Source organism: Candidatus Methylomirabilota bacterium (assembly GCA_035936835.1).
Classification (GTDB): domain Bacteria; phylum Methylomirabilota; class Methylomirabilia; order Rokubacteriales; family CSP1-6; genus AR37.
Genome location: DASYVT010000022.1, coordinates 27,771 through 45,373 on the forward strand (window position 1 = coordinate 27,771; position 17,603 = coordinate 45,373).

17 protein-coding genes are annotated in these 17,603 nt (G+C 69.1%); 8 read left to right on the forward strand and 9 right to left on the reverse strand.

Features of this window, described 5'->3' with window-relative positions; all coding sequences use genetic code 11:
- Positions 1 to 15: 15 nt before the first annotated feature.
- From mlaD to VGV06_02060, 6 genes are all read left to right on the forward strand, one after another.
- Positions 16 to 456 carry an outer membrane lipid asymmetry maintenance protein MlaD gene (mlaD, locus tag VGV06_02035; GenBank protein ID HEV2053934.1) on the forward strand — a complete coding sequence of 147 codons (441 nt, stop codon included), beginning with the start codon at positions 16 to 18 and terminating at the stop codon, positions 454 to 456.
- 41 nt (positions 457 to 497) lie between these two features.
- Positions 498 to 1,172 (forward strand): ABC transporter substrate-binding protein, encoded by a 675-nt coding sequence (locus tag VGV06_02040; protein ID HEV2053935.1) that lies wholly within the window; start codon positions 498 to 500, stop codon positions 1,170 to 1,172.
- Between the two features lie 73 nt (positions 1,173 to 1,245).
- Complete coding sequence (locus VGV06_02045) at positions 1,246 to 2,406, forward strand: thiamine pyrophosphate-dependent enzyme (protein ID HEV2053936.1); 1,161 nt, start codon at positions 1,246 to 1,248, stop codon at positions 2,404 to 2,406.
- The gene (locus tag VGV06_02050; GenBank protein ID HEV2053937.1) at positions 2,403 to 3,416 is read left to right on the forward strand and encodes a flippase-like domain-containing protein; all 1,014 of its coding nucleotides are present in this window, start codon (positions 2,403 to 2,405) and stop codon (positions 3,414 to 3,416) included. The genes VGV06_02045 and VGV06_02050 overlap by 4 nt, the downstream gene beginning before the upstream one ends.
- A 50-nt stretch (positions 3,417 to 3,466) precedes the next feature.
- Complete coding sequence (locus tag VGV06_02055; GenBank protein HEV2053938.1) at positions 3,467 to 4,540, forward strand: inositol-3-phosphate synthase; 1,074 nt, start codon at positions 3,467 to 3,469, stop codon at positions 4,538 to 4,540.
- Positions 4,541 to 4,695: 155 nt separating this feature from the next.
- Positions 4,696 to 7,434: an MMPL family transporter gene (locus VGV06_02060; protein HEV2053939.1), complete on the forward strand. Its 2,739-nt coding sequence runs from the start codon at positions 4,696 to 4,698 to the stop codon at positions 7,432 to 7,434.
- 135 nt (positions 7,435 to 7,569) lie between these two features.
- Here the strand turns inward: VGV06_02060 and VGV06_02065 are convergent, their stop codons facing one another.
- Both VGV06_02065 and VGV06_02070 read right to left on the reverse strand, forming a co-directional pair.
- Entirely contained in the window at positions 7,570 to 9,255 is a 1,686-nt protein-coding gene (locus VGV06_02065) for a hypothetical protein (protein ID HEV2053940.1), read from the reverse strand.
- A 46-nt stretch (positions 9,256 to 9,301) separates the two neighbouring features.
- Positions 9,302 to 11,353 carry a molybdopterin oxidoreductase family protein gene (locus tag VGV06_02070; protein HEV2053941.1) on the reverse strand — a complete coding sequence of 684 codons (2,052 nt, stop codon included), beginning with the start codon at positions 11,351 to 11,353 and terminating at the stop codon, positions 9,302 to 9,304.
- Positions 11,354 to 11,389: 36 nt separating this feature from the next.
- On the opposite strand from VGV06_02070, the gene VGV06_02075 reads away from it, so the two are divergent.
- Together VGV06_02075 and VGV06_02080 are read left to right on the forward strand one after the other, a co-directional pair.
- Positions 11,390 to 12,640, forward strand: coding sequence for an MFS transporter (locus VGV06_02075; GenBank protein HEV2053942.1), 1,251 nt, complete (start codon positions 11,390 to 11,392; stop codon positions 12,638 to 12,640).
- The gene (locus VGV06_02080; GenBank protein ID HEV2053943.1) at positions 12,640 to 13,614 is read left to right on the forward strand and encodes a flippase-like domain-containing protein; all 975 of its coding nucleotides are present in this window, start codon (positions 12,640 to 12,642) and stop codon (positions 13,612 to 13,614) included. Before VGV06_02075 ends, VGV06_02080 begins: the two co-directional genes overlap by 1 nt.
- 52 nt (positions 13,615 to 13,666) lie before the next feature.
- Here the strand turns inward: VGV06_02080 and pcp are convergent, their stop codons facing one another.
- From pcp to VGV06_02115, 7 genes are all read right to left on the reverse strand, one after another.
- Complete coding sequence (gene pcp, locus VGV06_02085) at positions 13,667 to 14,293, reverse strand: pyroglutamyl-peptidase I (GenBank protein HEV2053944.1); 627 nt, start codon at positions 14,291 to 14,293, stop codon at positions 13,667 to 13,669.
- A complete protein-coding gene (locus VGV06_02090; GenBank protein HEV2053945.1) occupies positions 14,290 to 14,685 on the reverse strand; it encodes a luciferase family protein in 396 nt (131 codons plus the stop codon). The genes pcp and VGV06_02090 overlap by 4 nt, the downstream gene beginning before the upstream one ends.
- 14 nt (positions 14,686 to 14,699) lie before the next feature.
- Positions 14,700 to 15,011: a DUF4286 family protein gene (locus VGV06_02095; protein ID HEV2053946.1), complete on the reverse strand. Its 312-nt coding sequence runs from the start codon at positions 15,009 to 15,011 to the stop codon at positions 14,700 to 14,702.
- Between the two features lie 88 nt (positions 15,012 to 15,099).
- Positions 15,100 to 15,375: a hypothetical protein gene (locus tag VGV06_02100; GenBank protein ID HEV2053947.1), complete on the reverse strand. Its 276-nt coding sequence runs from the start codon at positions 15,373 to 15,375 to the stop codon at positions 15,100 to 15,102.
- Between the two features lie 8 nt (positions 15,376 to 15,383).
- Positions 15,384 to 15,659 (reverse strand): hypothetical protein, encoded by a 276-nt coding sequence (locus VGV06_02105; protein ID HEV2053948.1) that lies wholly within the window; start codon positions 15,657 to 15,659, stop codon positions 15,384 to 15,386.
- Positions 15,660 to 15,859: 200 nt separating this feature from the next.
- Entirely contained in the window at positions 15,860 to 16,621 is a 762-nt protein-coding gene (gene mce / locus VGV06_02110) for a methylmalonyl-CoA epimerase (protein HEV2053949.1), read from the reverse strand.
- A gap of 108 nt (positions 16,622 to 16,729) precedes the next feature.
- The coding region (locus tag VGV06_02115; protein ID HEV2053950.1) for an aldo/keto reductase at positions 16,730 to 17,603 on the reverse strand (874 nt) is incomplete at its 5' end.

Genomic DNA, 17,603 nt, shown 5'->3' on the forward strand with positions numbered 1-17,603 from the left:
GAAGGGGGAAGCCGCATGAGACGTTCGGCGATGGATCTGGCCGTCGGGGTATTCGTCCTGGTGGGAATTTTGGCCTTGGGTTGGCTTTCGGTTAGACTCGGGAAAGTTGAATTCTTCAGAGGCGAGAGCTATACGGTGACCGCGGATTTCCCCACGACCGCCGGCCTCAAGAATGGGTCGAGCATCGAGATTGCGGGCGTGGAGGTCGGCCGGGTGACTTCGATCCAGCTGGCGAACTACCAGGCCCGCGTGATCATGTCCATCCGAAACGGCATCAAGCTCACGGACGACTCGATCGCGTCCATCAAGACCCGCGGGCTCATCGGCGAGAAGTTTCTCCAGATCAGCCCCGGCGGATCGGAGCGGATCATCAAGCCCAACGGCAAGATCACCGAAGTGGAACCGCCCATCGATCTCGAAGAGCTGCTGTCGAAATACGTCTTCGGGAAAGTCTAACGAGCCCCGAACCAGTGCCCAGAATCAGTGGAGGATCAGCAATGATTGGTCGTCATTTGTGCCGGCCCGCGCTGGCCTGCCGGCCTGCGCGGGCGTGGGGGGTCGCGCTTGCGGGCCTCCTCATTCTGTCAACGGCCCAGGGCGGCTTTGCCGCCACGGCTCAGGAGCAGCTCAAGGGCGCCATCGACCGCGTCGTCAGCACGCTCGATAGCCCCGCGCTCAAGGGTGACGGCAAGGCCGGCGAGCGGCGCAGCGCGGTCCGCAAGATCGCCAACGAGATCTTCGACTTCGCCGAAATCGCCCGCCGGTCGCTGGGCCGCTACTGGCAGCCCCTGACCGAGGCGCAGCGGAGCGAGTTCGTCGGGCTCTTCGGCGACCTCCTCGAGCGCTCGTACATCTCCAAGATCGAGCTGTACGGCGGCGAGAAGATCATCTACAGCGGCGAGCGCGTGGATGGCGACCTCGCCACCGTGAGCACCAAGATCATCACCAAGAACGCCACGGAGGTGCCCGTCGACTACCGGCTCTTCCGGCGGGGCGAGAACTGGATGATCTACGACGTCAACATCGAGGGCATCAGCCTCGTGTCGAACTACCGCACCCAATTCAACAAGATCATCCAGACGAGCGGCTACAACACGCTCGTCGATCGCATGAAGACCAAGCAGACCGAGTTCCTCGAGGAAAGCGGCCAGAAGAAGAAGGTCCAGAACTAGAGGGCCGCCCGCTGCGCCGGCTCCCAGATATCCGTGGGGCCGGCGCGGCGCGCCGGCCGCCCAGGCGGCAGCCATGACCGGCCACCAATTCGCCGATCTCCTCGACGCACAGGGCTTCGACTTCTTCACCGGCGTCCCCTGCTCGCTCGCCGAGGGCGTCATCGCGGCCCTCGAGCGCCAGCCGCGCGGCCGCCGGACACCCTATGTCCCGGCTGTCCGCGAGGACGTTGCACTCGGGCTCGCCGCCGGCGCCTGGCTCGGCGGCCGTGTGCCGGCCGTGATCATGCAGAATTCAGGGCTCGGCACGAGCGCGAACGCGCTCGTCTCGCTCTCGCTGCTCTACCGGCTGCCGGCGCTCCTGCTCATGACCTGGCGCGGCTTCGAGGGGAAGGACGCTCCTGAGCACATCGTGATGGGCGAGATCACCCGGCCCCTCCTCGACCTTATGGGCGTGCCGCACCGTGTGCTCGCGCGCGGGAGCGAGGAAGCCGACCTCGCCTGGGCCCGCGCCGAGGCCCTGCGCTCGAGCCAGCCCGTGGCCCTCCTGCTCCCGCCGCGCGTGCTGGAGGCAGACACCCCGGAGCCGGCGGCGCCGGCGTCCGTCACGCCCCAGGCGCCCGTCACGACAGCGCCGCCGTCGGCCTTGCCCTCCTCGCTGTCCCGCTTCGAAGCGCTCAGCGTAGCCGTCGGGGCTCTCGGGAGCGAGCCCGTCGTCCACGCCAACGGCTACGTCTGCCGCGAGTCCTTCGCCGTGCGCGACCGGCCGGAGAACTTCTACATGATCGGCTCCATGGGGCTCGCCTCGTCCATCGCCCTGGGGCTCGCGCTGGCCCGCCCGGAGCGGCGCACCGTGGTCTTCGACGGCGACGGCAACCTCCTCATGAACCTGGGCATTCTGCCCATGGTCGGCGGTGGGCCGGCGATCGGCCGCGGCCGCCCCGCGAACTTCGTCCACGTCGTCTTCGACAACAGCGTCTACGCTTCGACGGGCGGGCAGCTGTCGCCGTCGCGCGGCGTCGGCCTCGCCGCCGTGGCGGCGGCGTGCGGCTATGCGCGGGCCGAGTCCGTCGACTCGGCGGCCGGGGTCGAGAGCGCGCTTCGCGGAGCGCTCGAGGCCGACGGCCCGAGCTTCATCCTCGTCCGCGTCAACGCCGAAGAGCACCCGGCGCCACGCATCCCCTACGCCCCCGAGGAGATCCGCGACCGTTTCCGTCGCGCCATCGGGAGCCCGTGAGCGTCAGGCTGCTGCGGCCGCTGCTCCTTGCGGTCGGTCTCGCGGTCGTCGTGTGGCTCGTCTGGGATCTCGGACCGGCGGCTGTGTGGGAGGCCATCCACAGACTGTCCTGGCGGCTCGGGCTGGTCGTGCTCTTCCCGTTCTGCGTGGCCGTCGTCCTCGACACGCTCGGCTGGCGCCTGCTCCTTCCCACGTGCCGCGTCCCGTGGGGGACGCTCGCCGCGGCGCGCCTCGCGGGGGAAGCGGTTAATCTCCTAACGCCGACGGCCTCGGTCGGCGGTGAGCCGCTCAAGGCCTACCTCGTGCGCGACCGCCTTCCGCTCGACGAGGGGCTTGCCTCCGTGGTCGTGGACAAGACCACCATGGTCATGGGCCAGGCCGCCTTCCTCGCGGCCGGTCTCGGCGTGGCGCTCCTGGCCCTGGAGCCGTCGAGGACCGTGACCATCGCGATGGCGGCTCTGCTCGCGGTCGAGATCGTCGGAGTGGGCGGCTTCGCCATGGTGCAGATCCGTGGAGGCATCGCCGGGGCGGGCCGCATCCTCCACCGGCTGGGTGTGGGACGGGCCGAGAGCCACCAGGAACTGCTTCACGAGGTGGACGGACGGCTCGCGCGCCTGTACCGGGAGCGGCGCGCCCGAGTGCTGCTGTCCGCGCTGCTCCACACGCTCGGCTGGGCCGTCGGCGGCTTCGAGATCTACGTGGTGTTGACGCTGGCAGACATCCCGGTGAGCCTCACAACCGCGCTCGTCCTCGAAGCCGTCGGCTGTGCCGTCAGGTTCGCGACCTTCATGGTTCCGGGCTCGCTCGGCGCGCTCGAGGGCGGCAACGTCGCCGTCTTCGCCGCCTTCGGCCTGCCCGGAGCGGCGGGGCTTTCCTTCTCCCTCGTTCGCCGACTACGCGAGGCGACGTGGGCGCTGATAGGGCTCGGAGCCCTGGCAGCCTTCAAGTCCCGGCCCGAGGGTCCGGCGGTCGGCGGGTCGAGCCCCGCGGGAGGTTCCGGAGGCGCCTGACGCTGTGGTAACATGACCCGTCCTTATTAACGACCGTCTGGGAGGTCCACGTGGGATCGGTACGCGTCGCCATCGTCGGAGTCGGCAACTGCGCCTCGGCGCTCGTCCAGGGAGTCCACTTCTACAAGAACGCTCCGGACGACGGCTTCATCCCGGGCCTCATGCGGCCCCGGCTCGCCGGGTACCACGTCGGCGACATCGAGTTCTCCGCGGCGTTCGACGTGGATGTCAACAAGGTCGGCCGTGATCTCTCCGAGGCCATCTGGGCCAAGCCCAACAACACGGTGCGCTTCGGCGAGGTGCCGCATCTCGGGGTGCCCGTCCAGCGCGGGATGACGCATGACGGCCTGGGCCACTACCTGTCCCAGGTCATCACGAAGGCGCCCGGCCCCACGGTCGACATCGCCGGCATCCTCCGCGAGACGCGCACGGACGTGGTGGTCAACTTCCTGCCCGTCGGCAGCGAGATGGCGACCAAGTGGTACGTCGAGCAGATCCTCGACGCCGGCTGCGGCTTCGTCAACTGCATTCCGGTCTTCATCGCGCGCGAAGAGTACTGGCGTCGCCGCTTCGAGGAGCACGGCCTGCCGATCGTGGGCGACGACGTCAAGTCGCAGGTGGGCGCGACCATCATCCACCGGGTGCTGACCAAGCTCTTCATGGACCGCGGCGTGCGGATGGAGCACACGAGCCAGCTCAATGTGGGCGGCAACACCGACTTCCTGAACATGCTCGAGCGCTCGCGCCTGGCCTCCAAGAAGATCTCCAAGACGGACGCGGTCCGCTCGCAGCTCGCGCACGAGATGGCGGCCGACGACATCCACATCGGCCCGAGCGACTACGTGCCGTGGCTGCTCGACCGCAAGTGGGCACACATCCGGCTCGAGGGTCGCGCCTTCGGCGACCAGCCCATCAACGTCGAGCTCAAGCTCGAGGTGTGGGACTCGCCGAACTCAGCCGGGGTCGTCATCGACGCGATCCGCTCCTGCAAGATCGCCATGGACCGCGGCCTCAAGGGTGCGCTCTTCGCCCCGTCGGCCTACCTGATGAAGTCCCCGCCCGAGCAGTGGTCGGATGAGATCGCCCGCACGCGGCTCGAGCGCTTCATCGACGGCGGCGTCTAGTCAGCGTAGCTCGGCGGGCCACGGCCCGCGCAGGGCTCCGCCAAGTCGGGGCTCCGCCAAGTCGGGGCTCCGCCAAGTCGGGGCTCCGCCAAGTCGGGACTCCGCCAAGTCGGGACTCCGATGGTAGACTGGGTTAGTCGCCCCGCTGCCATGCCATGATCGCCATCTCGAGAACGGGACGTCTGCTGCGCCGCCTGGTCCGGCTCTCCTGCCGGCGGCCGCTCGTTACGACGCTTCTCTCGCTCATCCTGGCCGTCGCCGGCGTCACCTACACGCTCCACGCGCTCAGCTTCAAGACCTCCGGCCGAGATCTCCTGCCCAAGAAAGCCGGCTACATCGTGCGCTACAACCAGTACGCGCGGGAGTTCGGCGAGCTCGAGGACATCGTCATCGTCATCGAGGCGCGCACCTTCGAGGCAGCCAAGGACTACGCCGCGCGCCTCGTTCAGGAGCTTCGCGCCTCGCCGCTCAAGTTTCCGCGGGTGGCGTACCGCGTGGATCCGAAGCGCTTCGAAGGCCGTCATCTCCTCTATCTCCCGGAGAAGCAGCTCAAGGAGATCCGCGACAGGATCTTCGACCACCAGGAGTTCATGGAGAGCTTCGCCGGCGACCCAAGCCTGGCGCGGCTGATCGAGGGCGCCAACGCGGCAATGGCCTCGGCTTTCGTCTCGAACCTGTTCGACCTCGGGATCGGCCAGGGCAGCGGGGAGGACACGCGCTTCCTGCGCCTGGTGCTGGACCAGATCGCCGGGCGTCTCGAGCACCCGACGCCCTACCGCTCGCCGTGGGGCACGCTCTTCTCCTTGAGCGAGCGCCCCGCCGACGCTGGCTATTTCCTCTCGGACGACAAGAGCCTGCTCTTCGTGCTCGTGGAGACGCCGCAGAGCGAGAAGGGCAGCTTCATGAGCGACCGTCGGGCCATCGAGATCATCCGCCGCGTCATCGCGGACCTCAAGCCGGCCTTCCCCACCGTGCAGGCTGGAGTGACCGGCGGCCCGACCCTGTCCAACGACGAGATGACGGCGGCCTTCCACGACAGCAGCGTCGCGACCGTGCTCGCCTTCGGGCTGACGCTCCTCGTGATGCTGCTGGCCTTCTGGCGGGTGGGCAAGCCCCTCCTGATGCTGGCCGTGCTGGCGGTGACGCTCGCCTGGTCCATGGGGATCATCACGCTGACGGTCGGACACCTGACTATCTTCTCGGTCATGTTCATCTCCATCGTCATCGGCATCGGCATCGACTACGGCATCTACTTCCTGTTCCGCTACGAGGAGGAGATCTTCCTCGGGCGCAACCTCAAGGAGGCGCTCGAGCTGACCGCCGCACGGGCGGGGCCCGGCATGCTCATCGGCGCGCTGACGGCCGGTGGCACCTTCTACGTCCTCATGCTGACCGATTTCCGCGGCATCCAGGAGCTGGGCTTCATCGCCGGCACCGCCATCCTGATGGCGTGGCTCGGCATGATGACGCTGTTCCCCGCGCTGCTTGTCGTGGTCGACCGCCGCCACGGCGACCGGCCCCGCAACCAGGCGCCGCGGGCGCACGCGCTCGAGCGCATCAACGTTCCTGTGCTCGACCGCCTGACGCGCTACCCCAAGGCGGTGCTCACGATCGCCGGGGTCGCGACGGCAGCCTCGCTCGGGGCCCTTCCGTACGTAGGCTTCGACTACAACCTGCTGAACCTCCAGCCCAAGCGTACGGAGTCGGTGATCTGGGAGAAGCGCATCCTCGCCAACACCGGGCGCTCGGGCTTCAACGGCCTGGCCTCGGCCACGACTCTCGAGGAGCTCCGCCGGAAGCAGGAGGCCTTCGAGAACCTCTCGTCGGTGTCCGAGGTGGACTCGGTTCTCCGCGTCATCCCCGATAACCAGAAGGAGAAGATCGCGATCGTGCGGACCTTCGCGCCTATCGTCGCGCCGGTGCGCGTCGGCCGCTCGAGCCCGGTTGATCTCGACCGGCTGACGCGGGCGCTCGGTGAGCTCACGCGACGGCTGGACATCTTCGCCGCGGAGGCGGGGGACAAGCTGCCGGATGACCTCAAGCAGCTGCGGACCCGGACGATGGCCCTGATCACGGCGCTCCAGTCGACCAGCCGCGAGGTCTCGGAGCCCGCGCTGACCCACCTGCAGTCCCAGCTCTACGGCGACTTCGTCACCAACTTCTTCGATCTGCAGCGCAACCTGAACCCTCGACAGATCGGTCTCGCGGACGTGCCCGACGAGCTCCGGCGCAAGTTCATCGGCAAGCGCGGCGACTTCCTGCTGCAGATCCACCCCAAGCTGGACATCTGGGAGCGCGAGGGTGCGCGGCAGTTCGTGCGCGAGCTCAGATCGGTGGACCCGGACGTGACGGGGGCGCCCATCATCACCTACGAGGCCATCGGCTACATGGAGCGGGCGTACTTCCAGGGCACCGCGTACGCGTTCATCCTCGTGGGGCTGCTCTCCGCGCTGATGATCCGCCGGGGGAAGGAAACCCTGCTGGCGCTCCTCCCGCTGGTGCTGGCGCTCCTCTGGACGATCGGCCTGATGCGCGTCTTCCACCTGCAGTTCACCATGGCCAATGTGTGGGGCCTGCCGCTCATCGTCGGCGCGTCAGCCGAGTTCGGGCTCAACGTGATCGTCCGCTACTTCGAGGGGCGCGACCACGGCGGCCCGCTAATCGCGCGCAGCACGATCATGGCGGTGGCGCTCAACGGCGTGACCACGATGGTCGGCTTCGGCAGCCTGATGATCGCCCGGCATCAGGGCATCTTCGGGCTGGGTCTCCTGCTGACGATCGGAGCCTTCTGTGCCCTGCTCGCCTCGCTGGTGGTCCTGCCGGTCATCCTTCGATTGATCGCCCGGCCCGCCGCGCACGCGGCGCCAACAGTCGCCCGCTCCTCGGCCGCTTAGCAGGGTCCAGGGCGCCGAGAAGGGTCCAGATTCGAGGCGGCGCCCGAAGACCGCACGCGAGGCGTACTCCTGTACGTTGAGCGTGCGGTCGAGGGCGCCAACGAAGCAGATGGGCCCTTCTCGGCGCCCTGCGAGTTAGAAGGCGTCGGGGGCGGCTGCGATGTGTTCCAAGTCCGCGTGGGTATAGGAGCCGAGGCTCCGGAAGTCGAGCTCGGTGTAGTTCTTGATCCAGCGCATGGCGATCTTGACAGCCTTGCGGTAGCGTACTCCGGTCTCCACGTCCTTCCCCAGCGATAAGTAGAGGATGTCCTGGACCTCTTCCTTCAGGAGCCGCTTCACCATGGGAAAGTCGTGGACCTGCGACGGATCGGTCGAGTCCTTCGCGTGGTGCCGGATGCGCTGGGCGATCTGGGCCACCGACATGCGGCCGGTGGCGAGATCCTCCATCAGCGCCGGGTGGACACCTGGCTTGCCCGCCAAGCTGTCGATACCCTTCGCGCCGCGGCCGCCGAGCCAGCCCTCGACGTACTCGATCACCATGCGCGCGTTGCGCCGCGTCCCGCCGACCGTGATCGGCCCCATGGGCACCTCGATCTTGACCGGGTAGTTGCCAACCTCGGTCATCGCCAGCGTGGGCTTCCAGCCTGAGGCGGCGAGGCGCTTGAACGGCTCCCCGGCAGTCTTCATGTGGAAGATATGCGCGACCCAGGCGCGGATGAAGCCCTGCTGCGCCTCCCACTCCTTGTCGGCGCGGATCGCCTCCCCCGCCACCCGGTTGACCTCGGGGTCATTGCCCGGCAGGGCCGTCGCCATGCCGCCGATGGGCACCGCCCCTCGCTTGAGGCAGATCGCCACCAGCCTCCGGAAGATATTGGCGAGGAAGGGCGTCGTCTTGATGTCCACGCCGAAGCGGTCCGGCCAGACCGACGTCGGGTCGGCCATGACGAACTCGAAGATCGAGGCCTTGAGGTCCCAGCGCGCGGCATTGAGGCCGGCGGCGTAGGGACCGAGGGCGTAGAGCATCTCCTCCATCAGGTAGACGGCAGGCAGCGACTCGACCAGCGGGATGCCGCGGATGACCGCGTCCGTGAGAGCCGGCAGATGCCGGCGGCTCGCGTCGAAGACATCGCGATACCAGGCGACCTCCTCCACGGTCTCGACCTTGGGAAGATAGAAGTAGATACCCTGCCCGCGCCCCGCCTGGGCGCGCCCCGCGTAGTAGAGCGTCAGCGCCGTGCCGAGGATGGCCGCCGGCACGGGCCGGCCGTCCACGGTGACGTCGTGCTCGTCGAGGTGGAGCCCGCGCTCGCGGTGCATGAAGAACGGCAGCTCGCCGGGCGCGATGCGGTACTCCCTGCCGCGCGCCGTGTCTGTGTAGGCCAGCTCGCGATTGACCGCCATCAGACGGTTCTGCGCCGCCCGCACCGTGTCTACTAGCCGGTGTCCGCCGGAATCCTCGTCGTCGTCGAGGTCGCCCTCGGCGCGCTCGCCCTCGGGACCGGGGTTGAGCGCGTTGATGAACATGCTCGTGATCGAGCAGGGCCCGGAAATCTCGATGCCGGGGCGCCTGAGGTCTTCGGGCACCGGCGGCACCTTCCAGTCGCCCGTCGTGGCGGCGGAAACCGGCTGAGGCCCGGGCAGCGTCCCCTGCTCGAGCGCGCGCCTGAGCACCGCGTCGCGCTGGCGACGGAGCGCATGCACGCGCGGCGTGAAGTCGTCGTGCACCGCGCAGAGGTACTCGCAGAAGTCCGCGGTGAAGAGCTGGGCCGCGCCCTCCACCGGGGCGAAGCGGACACGGGTCGTCGCGCTCGTCGGGGTCATCGCGACGCTCCAGTGGGGGACACTCCTGGGCTCCGTGGTTGGCGGTCTACAGCCTGGCGACCTGGACCAGGTTCGAGTGCAGCGCCGGCCCCCCGCCCATGTCCGCGAGCCGGTCGTCGGTGATCACGTTGACGCCGCGACCGCCCGCCTGGTGCTTGGACCACCAGATGCCCTCGATGACGGCGAGGCCGGGGCGGGTGTCGTCCGTGAGCGTCGCGGTGAACCGCGCCTCACCTCGGGCGCTCCGCACCATCACGGCGTCTCCGTCCGCGATTCCGCGCGGGCGGGCATCCTCGGGATGGAGGAACACCGAGGCGCCCCGCTGGCGGCGCCTCAGCTTGTCCGACTGGCTGAAGGACGAGTTCAGGAAGAAGCGGTTGGGCGGCACGATGCACTGGAGCGGGTAGCGCCGCGCCACGGCCTCGTTCTCCGGTCCCTCGACGAGCGGCACGTACGTCGGCAGCAACGGCAGGCCCGCTCGGGCCATCGACTCGGAGACGAACTCGACCTTGCCCGAGGGCGTCGGCGCGCCGACGGCGAACGGCAGGTACGGCCGGCCGACGCTCAAGCGCACCGACCGCTCCGCCTTCAACCGCTCGTACGTGATGCCCGCGACCGACAGGTCGCCGGACGCCAGCACCTCCCGGATGAGCGCGGGCTCGTCCTTGGAGAAGTGCGGGTCGGTCAGCCCCATCGCACGCGCCAGCAGCCGGACCACGCGCCAGTTGGAGCGCGACTCCCCGGCCGGCTCGATGACCGGCTCGGCCAGCTGAACGTAGAGGTGACCGAAGGACTTGTACAGGTCCACGTGCTCCATCGACGTCGTGGCGGGGAGCACGATGTCCGCGTAGTCCGTCGTGTCGGTCAGGTGCTGCTCGTGGACCACCGTGAAGAGGTCCTCGCGGGCGAGGCCGCGCAGCACCAGCTCCTGGTTCGGCACGACCGAAGCGGGGTTCGAGTTGTAGACGTAGAGCGCCTTGACGGGCGGGCTCATGCAGGGGTCGGTCAGCGCCTGCCCCAAATGGATCATGTTGATCGTCCGGGGCTCTAGCGCGGGCATGAGGTCGCGCCGCTCGAGGGCGGCCAGATCGAGCCCGAAGGTGCGCGTGGAGGACAGGAGCGCCCCGCCCGAGGGATGCGCATACGCGCCCGTGAGCGCCGGCAGGCACGCGATCGCGCGGCAGGTGCCGCCGCCGTTCTCATGGCGAGAGAGCCCGATCCCCACGCGCAGGAACGACGCCGGCGACGCCCCGTAGCGGCGCGCAAAGCTCACGACCGCCTCCGGCGTGAGCCCCGTGATGGCGGCGACGCGCTCCGGGGCGTACTGCTTGACGTGCTGCGCGAGCGGCCCGTAGCCGAGCGTGGCCCGGTGGATATACTCGTGGTCCACCAAGCCCTCTTCGATGAGCACGTGCATCATCCCCAGCGCCAGCGCGCCGTCCGTGCCCGGCCGAGGCTGGAGATAGAGGTCCGCCGTCTTCGCGGTCTGCGTCCGGTAGGGATCGATGCACACGATGAAGGCGCCGCGCTTCCGCGCCCGCTTCACGAGCGACATGAGGTTGATGTGCGTGTAGCTCGCGTTGATACCCCACAGGATAACCAAGTCGGAACCGACCATCTGCTCAGCGTCGCTGCCGGCGACCGTGCCGAGCGTGGCCGTCCATCCGGCGTACGCGGTCGTGACGCAGATCGTGCGGTCGAGCTGCGCGGCGCCCAGCGCGTGGAAGAGCGGGTGCCCGGCCCAGTACTGGAGGAGCCCCAGCGTGCCGCCGTAGGAAAACGGCAGGATGGCTTCCCCGCCCCACTCCGAGATCACGCCCCGCCACCGGCGCGCGATCAGGTCGATCGCGGCCTCCCAGCCGATGGGCTCGAAACGCCCCTCGCCCTTGGCCCCGACGCGCCTGAGCGGCGTCAGCACCCGCGTCGGGGCATAGACGCGCTCGGCGTAGTCGTGAACTTTGCCGCAGACCACGCCGCGCGTGAAGGGGTGCGCCGGGTCGCCGCCGACGTCGGTGACGAGGCCGTCGTCCACGGTGACGACGAGCGCGCACTGGGACGGGCAATCGTGGGGGCAAACAGACTGCAGAATCTCATGCATGACGCAACAGAGTAGCACACGTTGTATAGTGCTCAAATGCTCGCCCGGCTCAAGGCGCTGCACCCGTTCCAGACGCCGGACGTCAAGCGCCTGGCCGTGCTCTTCGGCATCGTCTACTTCGCCCAAGGCATGTGGTACCTGCCGAACCAGACCATCACGATCTCGCTGAAGGACGGAGGCCTGTCGGCAGGACAGGTCGCCGGCTTTTTCGCCATCACCACGGTGCCGTGGCTGATCAAGCCCGTCTACGGTCTCCTGTCCGACTTCGTACCGCTCTTCGGCTACCACCGGAAAAGCTACCTCTTGCTCACATCGGCGACGGCGGCCGCGGCCGGGCTGCTCCTCGGCCTGACGGGAGATCACGCGTACTGGCGGATGGCGGCCTTCCTCACGCTGATGGCGCTGGGGCTCGCCTTCACCGACGTGCTGGTGGACGCGCTGATGGTAGAGAACGGCAAGCCCATGGGTTTGACGGGCGCCTTCCAATCCGTCCAGTGGGGCGCCATCACGACGGCGTCCATCCTCGTGGGCGAGCTCGGCGGGTACCTCGCCGAGAACCGGCGCCTGCACGCCGCCTTCTTCCTCGCCGCCTGCTTTCCGCTGGTCTCGCTCCTGATGTCCGCCTTCTTCGTCCGCGAAGCCCCCGCGCGGGCGGACCGCGAGGCCTTCGCGACCACCTGGGGCGCCATCCGGGACGCCTTGCGCGAGCGAGAGGTCTGGGTGGTCGGAGGCTTCATTTTCTTCTGGACCTTCAGCCCGTCCTTCGGGCCGGCGATGCTCTACTATCAGACCGACCACCTGCACTTCTCTCAGCAGTTCATCGGCCACCTGGCGGCGATCGCGGCGGTGGCGGGCGTCGCCGGAGCCTTCATCTACGCGCCGCTGTCACGCCGGGTGCCGCTCACACGGCTCATCAACTTCTCCATCGGCGCCGCCGTCATTGGCACGTTGGCGTACCTCGTCTACCGGGGCCACGTCTCGGCCATCATCATCGACGTCGTCTTCGGCTGCGTCGGCATGATCACCCAGCTCGCCTTCCTCGACCTGGCGGCCAAGTCGTGCCCGCGCCGCGTCGAGGCGACCTTCTTCGCGCTCCTGATGTCCGTCTACAACGGCGGCAGCCAGATCTCGCAGAACATCGGGGGCCGGCTCTACGATTCCTTCGGCTTCACCCCGCTCGTCCTGGTCTCGACGGCGTTCACCGCGGCGGCCTGGCTGCTGGTCCCGCTCGTCAGGATCGACCGCATCGAGGCCAAGGCGAAGCAGGCCGAGCTGCCTGCCCTCTGATGCGGCTGGTTCGCCTGGGCCTGCTCGTCTGCGGCGCCGCGCTCTTCCTGTGGCTGCTCGCCACCATCGGCCCCGGCGCCGTCGTCCAAGCCTTCGCGGATCTGTCGTGGCGGCTCCTGATCATCCTCGTCTTCCCCTTCGGGCTCACCACGCTCCTCGACACGCTCGGGTGGCGCTACGCGTTTCGCCGCGACACGGTGCCGTTCAGGGCGCTGCTGGCCTCTCGCCTCGCGGGCGAGGCCTTCAACCTCACGACACCCACGGCCTCGATGGGCGGCGAGGCCGTCAAGGCCTGGCTCGTGAGACCGTGGGCGCCGCTCACCGAGGGCCTGCCGTCCGTGATCGTCGCCAAGACGACGATCACCATCGGGCAGGCGCTCTTCGTCGTGGTCGGGCTCGTCGCGGCCCACGCGGCCCTGCAGTCCGACTCCCTCGTCGTCCGCGGCATGGAGTGGCTGCTCGTGGTCCAGGTGGTGGCCGTAGGCGGCTTCGTGGCCGTCCAGGCCGGCGGAGCCCTCCGCGGCAGCACGCGGTGGCTCAAGAAGCTCGGGTGGCTCTCGGGCAGTCGCCTCGAATCGGTCACCCAGGTCAACGACGAGCTGGCCCACTTCTACCGCCGCGAGCCCAAGCGACTGGCGCTGTCGATCCTCTTCCACTTCCTGGCGTGGCTCATCGGCGCGCTCGAGCCCTGGCTCATCCTGCGCTGGATCGGGCTGCCGGTCTCGCTCGCCGAGGCCACCGCCATCGAGGCCTTCAGCAGCGGCATCCGCTTCGCGGCCTTCCTCGTGCCGGGCTACCTCGGCGCCCTCGAGGCGGGACACGTGGCGATCTTCGCCGCGCTCGGGCTGGGCGCGCCCGCGGGGCTGTCCTTCACGCTGATCCGCCGCGTGCGCGAAGCCGCGTGGACCGGACTCGGCTTCCTCGCCCTCGCGCCGCTCCGCGCTCAAGCTCCTCCCGCTTCCGAAAAGCCCTAGCCTGATCTCCCGGGGAACTAACCACTCGCGAGGCGGGCGGGACCGGACACCGCTACGACGGACGGCCGGCGAGGTGTTCGCTGATTACCCGCAGAGCAGCCTCGATCGCGCGCACGCCGATGGCGGGATCCATGCTCGGCTGGTCGAGCCCCGAGGCGGCGACCATCGCGGGCGAGAGCGGGACGTGCATGAAACCGACAAGCGCCCGGCTCGAAGCAGCGCTGACGGCGTGGAGCGTGGCGTAGAGAGTCTGGTTGCAGAGGTAGGTGCCGGCCGTGTTGGAGAGATACGCGGGGATGCCCTCCCGCGTGAGCGCCTCGAGGATGGCCCGCAGGGGCAGCGTTGCGAGATAGGCCGCCGGGCCGCCAGGCACGCAGGGCTCGCCGCTCGCCTGGTAGCCGGCATTGTCGGCCACCTCGTAGTCCATCACGTTCACGGCCACCCGCTCGAGCGCGATCCGCGCCCGCCCTACGGCCAGCCCCACATGCAGCACCGCCAGCGGATCGTGCTCGTGGAGAAGGCGCCGCGCCGCGAGCCCGGCCTCGACGTGGTGCACCGGCAGGATCGCGGCGCGGACGGGCAGGCCTCCGACCACGCGGCCGTCCACGGCCTTTGCGATCTCCTCAGACGGGTTGGACGGATGTCCGCCGAAGGGCTCGAAGCCCGTGACGAGGATCATGGCTCCTCCCGGTCCTCTCGCTCGACGATCTTCTTGGCCCTCTCGTAGCTCTTCTTGAGCCAGGACATCGTGCGCCCCGCGTCCCGCAGCTCCTTGACGCGGCAGATGACCCACCCCTGCCCGCCCAGGCGCGGGTGCGGCGCGAAGACGCCCGAATCCACCGCGCGGCGCTGGTCCTCCACCGTGAGCCGGATCCAGAGGTCGGTGTCCTTGGCCCGAAGCGGAAAGCACGCGAAGAGGCGCGGCCCCACGAAGTAGCCCCAGCGCCCGAACATGGGCGTGATCTTCACCCCGGGCCAGCCGCCGAGGATCTCGTTGAGCGCGCCGCCTGTCCCGGTGCCGCCTTTCTCGAGGCTGCGCCGCGTGCTGCGCCCCGCGCCGATCCCACGCACTCTTCGCGGAGGCGCTATGGCCAGACCTGTGTGTACGCGAAGCGCGCCCGCTCCGAGACCTTGCCGAACCATCGGTCGTAGTCTCGCCTGAGCGCCTTCATGTGGCCCGACTTCATCAGCGCGCGAAAGGTCTTCTCGTCCTGGACCTCGTAGACGGCCATGTAGCGGAACTTGTCCTCGCCCATGATGGCCTTGTAGCGCCGCGCGCTCACCGCCCCGGGGTAGCGCAGGAATTGCGGGCAGTGCTTGTAGTTGTACCAGCGGTTGAACGCGGCTTCCTTCTTCCGGGGGATGGTCGCCTTCACGATGAAGAGCACCGTGGCCATGGAGCCTCCTTTTCAGCCCTCGCCTCACCGCTCTCGCGCCTCCGGCGGCTCGGCAGCGTTTCGGCTCGAACTTCCTTGAGTTAGTGGTTCACCGCTTACCGCCCACGCCCAGGACCGAGAAGGCCCAGCCCCATCCGAAGACGAGCGGCGCGACGGCGCCGGCGCCGAAGCCCAGCAGGGAGCGCACGGCAAGCGCCGAGCCCAGTCGCTCAGGCCTCACCGTTTCGGTGATCCCGGTCGAGTATACCGACGAATCACCGAGGGCGGAAAGGCCATAGCGGCTGCCGATGGCGACGATGAGAAGCAGCGGCGCCGCCAGCATCCAGCCGAAGCTGAAGGAGCAGGCGGAGCTGACGAGCATCATCGCCGCAATCACGGCTGTGCGGCCCCAGCGGTCGGACAGCGCGCCGCCGACTGCCGAGGCAACGATGCCCATGACGTGGAAAAGGGCCGAGAGCCTCGCCCCGCCCGCGCCACCACGATGCCGCCGACCACGAGCGCGATCACGTAGCCCAGCGAGGAAGCGGCAAGGAACCAGCCCACCGCCCGCCCACGGCGCGCGGGCTCAAAGCGCTCCGCGAGCAGCATGATGCCCGGAGTGTAGATGCCCGAGACGGCGATGGCGACGGCGCCGAAGAGGAGCAGCACCGAAATGTGGCCCTGGGTAGGACGGGGATCAGCAGCGACACCGCCGCCGTCAGGCCCGCCGAGGCGATGAAGACCACGCGCGGGTTCATGTAGTCCGCGAGCGCGGATACCACGACGAGCGCGATGGCCCGGCCCAGACCGGTACCCCTGCCGGTGACCAGGGCAGCCCTGCCCTGGAAAGTCACGGAGAGTTCCCCGGTCTAGGGGAAGTGGTAGCGGGAGATGTGGACGTGGACGTTGTTGGCCGCGTCGGGCTTGAGCGTGATCTCGTTCGCCCCGTAGAACATCATGGCGTCCACCTTCTGTAGCCGCTGGACGAGCGGCGCCATCTCGGGCGCGACCATGGAGAGCGCCGCCATGCCGAGAGTGCCGCCCACCTCTGCCGCCGGCACCATCATCAGCGTCCCGCCGCCGGCCCAGCCGACCATGCTCCGCGGCCCATCGTTGACGGCGACCTCGGGCAGCCCGAAGAGCTGCTGGAAGGTCTTCCCCGTCTCCTGCGGATCGCGACAGCCGATGACGAGACGCTTGAAGCGGACGGGTGAGTCCGCGAGGGCATCATCATGCTGCGGCGTCGCGAGCTCGACCAGCACGCCGGCGCACGCCTGCGGGCTGAGGAAGACGATGCGCCCCGCCAGCCCCTGCCGCGGCGTCTGGTCGATCAGCGCCACGTTCTGGGCCTTGAGGGTGCCGAGGTCGGCGTCGACGTTCGGCGTCTCGAGGCAGACATGGTGCAGCCCTTCGCCGTGCTTGGCGAGGAAGCGCGCCACGCCCGTGTCCCCGCGCGTCGGCTCGAGCAGCTCGATCTCGCTGTCACCCGCGGCCAGGAGCGCGGCGCGCACGCCCTGGTCGGCGATGTCCGCCTCGCGGACGAGCGGGAGTCCCAAGGCGTCCCGCCAGAAGCGGCTGGCGCGCTCCAGGCTCTCGACCACGACGCCGACGTGATGGATCTTCTTGATCATGCGCTGAGTCATCCGCTGCCGGGCAGCCGGACGATGCGGCTCCGGCGGCGACGTACCAACCTAGCCGAGCCCCGGTGGAATTTCAAGCGTTTTCCCCCGCCCCACCCGTCATGCCGGCGCGAAGAACTTCTGGAACTCCGGCCAGGGCTGGGGCGACACCGCGCACAGGCGCGCGGCCTCGGCGACGTGCGCGGGTGTCTTCATGCCCACGAGCGCCGTGCCCACGCCGGGCGTGGAGCGCACGAACTGCAGCGCCCGCTGCGCGTCGGTGTCGAGGCCCGGAAGGAACCGGGCGATCTCCGCCGGCAGGTTCTTCGCGAGCTGGCCCTGGTAGATCGACGCGGAGCTCATGACGTAGACGTCGAGCCGGCGCGCCGACTCGAGCAGCGGGACGGGCTCGCGCCCGGCGCCCTGGTTGGCAAGCGTGAAGGCCTCGGTCATGGCGAGGTTGTACGGCAGCTGGACCACGCGGAACCGGTGCTCCAGCCCTCCGACCTCCTCGGCCAGCGCGACCAGATCCGGCAGCGAGAGGAAATCGCGTGCCGACTGCGGCTGGCGGTACCCGCTCCAGGTCGCCGTGCCATAGAGCCCGATCCTCCGGTCCCGGGCCGCGCCCTCGAGGAACTCGAAGGCCGCGCGGAGCCGGCGCGTCACCTCGCGCCGCGGCAGCTCGCCCAGCTGAGTCTCCGGGTTGTGGAGGTAGTAGATGTCGATGGTCTCGAGGTCGATGTTGACCCGGCTGCGCTCGATCTGGTCCTCCAGATAGCGCGGCGTCATGCAGTGGCAGCCGGCGACGAGATCGCCGGACCTCAGCAGCCCCGGCGGCGCGGGCCCGTCGAAGGGCAGAAAGCCGCCCTTAGTCGCGACCACGACGCCCTCGCGCGCCGCGCTGCCGGCGCGCACGAGGCGGCCGAGCGCCCGGCCGACGGCGCGCTCGCTCCGCTGGTGCCGATAGTTGACCGCGGAGTCGACGACATTGATC

Excerpts from the sequence above, each read along its gene's own strand:
- VGV06_02070 (HEV2053941.1), bottom strand. The coding sequence starts at position 11,353 with ATGCATGAGATTCTGCAGTCTGTTTGCCCCCACGATTGCCCGTCCCAG.
- VGV06_02060 (HEV2053939.1), top strand. The coding sequence starts at position 4,696 with ATGATCGCCATCTCGAGAACGGGACGTCTGCTGCGCCGCCTGGTCCGG.
- VGV06_02075 (HEV2053942.1), top strand. The coding sequence starts at position 11,390 with ATGCTCGCCCGGCTCAAGGCGCTGCACCCGTTCCAGACGCCGGACGTC.
- VGV06_02100 (HEV2053947.1), bottom strand. The coding sequence starts at position 15,375 with ATGATGCTCGTCAGCTCCGCCTGCTCCTTCAGCTTCGGCTGGATGCTG.
- mce (HEV2053949.1), bottom strand. The coding sequence starts at position 16,621 with ATGATCAAGAAGATCCATCACGTCGGCGTCGTGGTCGAGAGCCTGGAG.
- mlaD (HEV2053934.1), top strand. The coding sequence starts at position 16 with ATGAGACGTTCGGCGATGGATCTGGCCGTCGGGGTATTCGTCCTGGTG.
- pcp (HEV2053944.1), bottom strand. The coding sequence starts at position 14,293 with ATGATCCTCGTCACGGGCTTCGAGCCCTTCGGCGGACATCCGTCCAAC.
- VGV06_02045 (HEV2053936.1), top strand. The coding sequence starts at position 1,246 with ATGACCGGCCACCAATTCGCCGATCTCCTCGACGCACAGGGCTTCGAC.
- VGV06_02080 (HEV2053943.1), top strand. The coding sequence starts at position 12,640 with ATGCGGCTGGTTCGCCTGGGCCTGCTCGTCTGCGGCGCCGCGCTCTTC.
- VGV06_02065 (HEV2053940.1), bottom strand. The coding sequence starts at position 9,255 with ATGACCCCGACGAGCGCGACGACCCGTGTCCGCTTCGCCCCGGTGGAG.
- VGV06_02095 (HEV2053946.1), bottom strand. The coding sequence starts at position 15,011 with ATGGCCACGGTGCTCTTCATCGTGAAGGCGACCATCCCCCGGAAGAAG.
- VGV06_02040 (HEV2053935.1), top strand. The coding sequence starts at position 498 with ATGATTGGTCGTCATTTGTGCCGGCCCGCGCTGGCCTGCCGGCCTGCG.